Raw genomic sequence first — 4,916 nt, 5'->3', positions numbered from 1 at the left:
GCCCCCGGCCCCCCGGTCCCACCCACGTGCAGCACCCGGGCGCCGCGCCGGAACCGGACGAAAGGGAAGAGAGCGGGAAAAGGGAATGAATGACCGAAATGGAGACGCGGAGGGGGAACGGCACCGGAGGATCCCGGCCGCAGGGCAGGGGCGGAACGGGGCCCGTTCCGGAAATCGCCTCGACCGCTCCCGGGATCGCCCGGGGAAGGTGTCGGGCGCGGCTCAGTCGGTGGCGCGGACGGTGGGCCAGCTCATCCGGATGAGGCCACCGCGGTCGTCCTTGGTGACCTCGACCTCGTCCACGAGGGCGCTGATCACGGCCAGACCCAGTTCGTCGCCGTCACCCGCCGCTCCGTTGCCGGATGCGGCGGAGGCAGGGGGACCGGGCGTGTCGTCGCCGACCTCGATCGCGAAGCTCTTCTCGCCCTCGGTGAGGGAGACCCGGACCGGCCCGGTCAGACCGAGCGTGGTGTGCAGCCCGACGGCCCGGCTGCACGCCTCGCCGACCGCCAGCCGCAGCTCGTCGAGGGCCGACTCCTCGACCCCGGCCCGCCGCGCCACGGCGGCGGCCACCAGCCGCGCGGTGCGGACGTGCTCCGGCGAGGCGCTGAAACGCAGTTCGACGGTGGCCATGCTGCCATCCCCCTGGGTGGTGCCGGGCCCGCGACCCCGGACGGCCGGCCCCCGCCGGGGGGCCGGACCGCCGGGGGCGGGGCACCGATGCTCTGGGCTGTGCGGGCGTTCGCTGGTCAGTCGGCGGCGGAGACCGCGTCATCCACCGTGGGGTGGATGGGGAACACCTTGGTCAGACCGGTGATCCGGAAGATCTTCAGGATGCGCTCCTGGTTGCACACCAGACGCAACGAGCCCTCCTGCGCGCGCACGCGCTTCAAGCCACCCACCAGCACGCCCAGGCCGGTGGAGTCGAGGAAGTCGACGCGCTCCATGTCCACGACCAGGTGGTGGTTGCCGTCATTCACCAGCTCCACCAGCTGTTCGCGCAGCTTGGGCGCGGTGTACACGTCGATCTCGCCGCCTACCTCGACGACCGTGCGGTCGCCGACGTTTCGGGTCGACAGGGACAGGTCCACGGATCCTCCAGCACCTTGCTATCGAGCGGTCGCCCCTGACGCCTCACCGCCATGGGCAAGGGATGATCGGCAGCCGCCAGTGCATTCAATCACTTGTCCCGGCCGGGGACGATGACTTACGGCCATTGTCCGTCGGACCGGTGACAGACTCGGGGTGATGTCCCGAGCGAAGAGCACCGATCCCCCCGATTCACCCCGGCGCCCCGACTCGCCGGAGGCACTGCTGGCGTACCTGGGGCGAGGCGCCGACCGCGCGGCCCGCGTCACCCACGTCGAGCACCTGCCCGCCCGGGACGCCCGCCATGCCCCCTGGCCCGCGGATTTGTCCCCGGAGGTGGTGCGGGCGCTGGCGGACGCCGGGATCGGGCGTCCCTGGGAGCACCAGGCGGACGCCGTGGCGCGCGCGCTGCGGGGCGAGTCGGTGGTCGTGGCGACCGGCACCGCCTCGGGCAAGTCGGTCTGTTATCTCGCGCCGGTGCTGCACTCCCTCGTCGCACCGCCCGCCGGCCCGCCGGCGGAACCGAGCAGAACGGATCCGGCCGGGCCGGCACGGCGGGGCCCGCGCCGGCCGGCGGCCGGGGGCGGGGGTACGGGCCCGGTCGGTCCCTCCCCGCTGCGGCCGGCCACCGCCCTGTACCTGGCACCGACCAAGGCGCTCGCCGCCGACCAGCGGCGGGCGGTCCGGGACCTGGCGGCACCGCTCGGGCAGGCGGTGCGGCCCGCCGTGTACGACGGGGACTCCCCACCCGAGGAACGCGAGTGGGCCCGGGCGCACGCCAACCTGCTGCTCACCAACCCCGACATGCTGCACCGCTCGCTGTTGCCCGGCCACCGCAGGTGGTCGGGGTTCTGGCGGGCGCTGCGCCACGTCGTGGTGGACGAGTGCCACGTCTACCGGGGGGTCTTCGGCTCCCACGTGGCCCAGGTGCTGCGCAGGCTGCGGCGGATCTGCGCCCACTACGGCGCCGAGCCGGTCTTCCTCGCCGCCTCGGCGACCGTCGCCGATCCCGCCGCGTCGGTGGGGCGGCTGATCGGCCTGCCGGTCACCGCCGTCACCGAGGACGCCTCGCCGAGGGGGCGGATGGTCTTCGCGCTGTGGGAGCCGCCGCTGACCCGCGAGCGCGAGGGCGGCGGCGAGCGGGGTGCGCCCGTGCGCCGGACCGCCGTCGCCGAGACCGCCGACCTGCTGGGCGACCTCGTCGGCCGGGGGGTGCGGACGGTGGCCTTCGTCCGCTCCCGGCGCGGCGCGGAGCTGATCTCCCTGATCGCCCGGGAGCGGCTGGAGGGCGGCCCGGGCGCCTCCCCGAACGGGGCCGGCGGCAGCGGACCGGCCGGCCGGGTGGCCTCGTACCGGGGTGGCTACCTGCCCGAGGAGCGGCGGGAGCTGGAGGTCGCCCTGCGCTCCGGTCGGCTGCTGGGACTGGCCGCCACCAACGCCCTGGAACTGGGCGTGGACGTCGCCGGCCTGGACGCGGTGCTGATCGCCGGCTACCCCGGCACCCGGGCCTCGCTGTGGCAGCAGGCCGGGCGTGCCGGACGCCGGGGCACCGACGCGCTGGCGGTGCTGATCGCCCGCGACGACCCCCTGGACACCTACCTGGTCCACCACCCGGAGGCCCTGCTGCGGCGGCCCGTGGAGGCCACCGTGCTCGATCCGGGCAACCCCCACGTCCTCTCCCCGCACCTGTGCGCGGCGGCGGCCGAGCTGCCGCTGGGGCCCGCGGAGGAGGAGCCCTTCGGGCCGGTCGCCGGGGAGTTGCTCCCCCGGCTGGAGGCACGCTCCCTGCTGCGCCGGCGGGGGAACCGCTGGTACTGGACCCGGCGCGAACGCCCCGCCGCCATGGTGGACATCCGCGGGACCGGAGGTGAGCCGGTGCGGGTGGTGGAGGCCGACACCGGCCGGTTGCTCGGCACGGTGGACGCCGCCGCCGCGGACCGCACCGTCCACCCCGGCGCGGTGCACCTGCACCGGGGGGCGACCTTCGTCGTCCGGGAGCTGGACCTCGAGGACGGCGTGGCGCTGGTGGAGGAGGCCAACCCGCCGTGGACCACCACCGCGCGGGAGGTCACCGACATCTCGGTGCTGGAGACGGAACGCTCCGTTCCCGCGGGCACGGACGCGCGGCTGTGTTTCGGCTCGGTCCGGGTGACGCATCGGGTGGTCTCCTGTCTGCGGCGACGGCTGGTGACGGGCGAGGTGCTGGGCGAGACGCGGCTGGACCTGCCGCCGCGCACCCTGACCACCCGGGCCGTGTGGTGGACGATGACGGAGGACGCCACGGAGGCCGCCGGGGTGGAGCCCGCCGCGCTGCCGGGGGCGCTGCACGCGGCCGAGCACGCCGCGATCGGGATGCTGCCGCTCTTCGCCACCTGCGACCGGTGGGACATCGGCGGGGTCTCCACCGCCCTGCACGGTGACACCCTGCTGCCCACGGTCTTCGTGCACGACGGGCACCCGGGCGGCGCGGGCTTCGCCGAGCGGGCCTTCCACACCGCGCGGTCGTGGCTGACCGCCACCCGGGAGGCGATCGCCGCCTGCGAGTGCGCCGACGGGTGCCCCTCGTGCGTGCACTCGCCCAAGTGCGGCAACGGCAACGAGCCGCTGGACAAACACGGCGCCCTCCTGCTGCTCAGCCGGTTGTGGCACGGGCACGCGCCCTGAGCCGGTGGGGTCCGGCCCGGCTCTCGACGGTGAGGTCGGCGACCAGGGCGTCGGGCGGGTCGTCCGGGTGGAGGCCGGGGCCGATGCCGCAGCGCACCAGGCGCGCACCGCCCGCCTCGGCGACGAGCAGGGCCCGTTCGCAGGCCCGCTCCGAGCCGTGCCAGGCGCGTTCGGCCGCCGCCAGGGCGGCGAGATCGGCGGCGCCCGCCGCGCGTTGACGGGCCTCCACCACGGCCGCGAGGGCCAGGACCGCGCCCAGCACCACGGAGAGCAGGCCGAGGCAGGCGACACACCACACCGTGGCCGCGCCCCGGTCGGCCCCGGGGGCACCCGGGGCGGCGGCCCGGGGCGCGCGGACGGTCGGACCGCGCACGCCGCACCCCGCCGGACGGTCTTCCGCGCACCCCGACGGGCGGAGGGGAGCACCGTGCCCCGGCCGATCACCGGCCCGGGAGGTCCCGGTGCCGCCGCGCGGACCGGGGACGCCCCACCGACCGCCGTCCCGGACCACCGGCGGCGGTGAACCACCGGACCCCGCTCCGCCGGCCGCCGGCCCCGGGGGCGGCACCGCGCCGCACCGCGGAGGAATCCGGGGTCCCCGGTCAGGGCTCGACATGCGCCACCGCCTCCGTGGCCACCGGCAGCGCGGGCAGCGGTCCCGCGGTCGGTGTGCGCGCGGTGACCCTCACGCGGTGCAGGGTCTCCTCGCGCTCCCCGTTCACCTCCGCACCGGCGGGGGCGAGGGCGAGGGCCGTCCGCCGAACGGTCTCCTCCGGCTCGCCCCGTGCCGCCGCGCGGGCGGCGGCACGGGCCGCGTCGGCGCACTGCAGGACGGTGACGGCCGCCCCCGTCCCCCAGAGCAGCACGCCCAGCAGGAGGACCAGGGTGGGCACGACGAGCGCGGTCTCGGCGGTGACGTACCCGCCGTCCCGTCCGGACGGGCCCCGGGGGCGCGGTCGCCGGGGAGGAGCGGGGGCCGCGCGGGACCCCGGTGGCTCAGAGCACCGCATGGAGGGCCCTTTCCACCAGCCCCTGGAGGGCGCCGAGGATCGAGCCGGAGGTGACCACCTGGTGCAGCCCGGCCGCCAGGGCGGCGGCCGCGAGGGTTCCCACGGCGTACTCGGCGGTGCTCATCCCGGCGTCCGCCGGGATGAGCACCGCCG

6 protein-coding genes are annotated in these 4,916 nt (G+C 76.6%); 1 reads left to right on the top strand and 5 read right to left on the bottom strand.

Annotation, left to right across the window (positions count from 1 at the left end):
* Nucleotides 1–222 precede the first annotated feature (222 nt).
* Both FOE67_RS16505 and FOE67_RS16500 read right to left on the bottom strand, forming a co-directional pair.
* Nucleotides 223–633, bottom strand: coding sequence for an ATP-binding protein (locus tag FOE67_RS16505; RefSeq protein ID WP_182665019.1), 411 nt, complete (start codon nucleotides 631–633; stop codon nucleotides 223–225).
* A 116-nt stretch (nucleotides 634–749) separates the two neighbouring features.
* Nucleotides 750–1,091 (bottom strand): STAS domain-containing protein, encoded by a 342-nt coding sequence (locus tag FOE67_RS16500; protein ID WP_143625458.1) that lies wholly within the window; start codon nucleotides 1,089–1,091, stop codon nucleotides 750–752.
* A gap of 157 nt (nucleotides 1,092–1,248) precedes the next feature.
* Here FOE67_RS16500 and FOE67_RS16495 point away from each other — a divergent pair, with 157 nt between their 5' ends.
* Nucleotides 1,249–3,753, top strand: coding sequence for a DEAD/DEAH box helicase (locus FOE67_RS16495; protein ID WP_182665017.1), 2,505 nt, complete (start codon nucleotides 1,249–1,251; stop codon nucleotides 3,751–3,753).
* Here the strand turns inward: FOE67_RS16495 and FOE67_RS30450 are convergent.
* The 3 genes from FOE67_RS30450 to FOE67_RS16480 form a co-directional block, all read right to left on the bottom strand.
* Nucleotides 3,722–4,126 (bottom strand): Rv3654c family TadE-like protein, encoded by a 405-nt coding sequence (locus tag FOE67_RS30450; protein WP_182665015.1) that lies wholly within the window; start codon nucleotides 4,124–4,126, stop codon nucleotides 3,722–3,724. The genes FOE67_RS16495 and FOE67_RS30450 overlap by 32 nt on opposite strands.
* A gap of 229 nt (nucleotides 4,127–4,355) precedes the next feature.
* A complete protein-coding gene (locus FOE67_RS16485; RefSeq protein WP_323384974.1) occupies nucleotides 4,356–4,763 on the bottom strand; it encodes a TadE family type IV pilus minor pilin in 408 nt (135 codons plus the stop codon).
* A complete protein-coding gene (locus FOE67_RS16480; protein ID WP_182665021.1) occupies nucleotides 4,750–4,911 on the bottom strand; it encodes a DUF4244 domain-containing protein in 162 nt (53 codons plus the stop codon). Before FOE67_RS16480 ends, FOE67_RS16485 begins: the two co-directional genes overlap by 14 nt.
* Nucleotides 4,912–4,916: the final 5 nt, after the last annotated feature.

It is taken from the genome of Streptomyces calidiresistens (genome assembly GCF_014141525.1).
Taxonomy (GTDB): domain Bacteria; phylum Actinomycetota; class Actinomycetes; order Streptomycetales; family Streptomycetaceae; genus Streptomyces; species Streptomyces calidiresistens.
This window is presented reverse-complemented; position numbering and strand designations above follow the sequence as displayed.

Coding starts and splice junctions, on each gene's coding strand:
- FOE67_RS16495 (WP_182665017.1), top strand. CDS start 1,249: ATGTCCCGAGCGAAGAGCACCGATCCCCCCGATTCACCCCGGCGCCCC.
- FOE67_RS16485 (WP_323384974.1), bottom strand. CDS start 4,763: ATGCGGTGCTCTGAGCCACCGGGGTCCCGCGCGGCCCCCGCTCCTCCC.
- FOE67_RS16505 (WP_182665019.1), bottom strand. CDS start 633: ATGGCCACCGTCGAACTGCGTTTCAGCGCCTCGCCGGAGCACGTCCGC.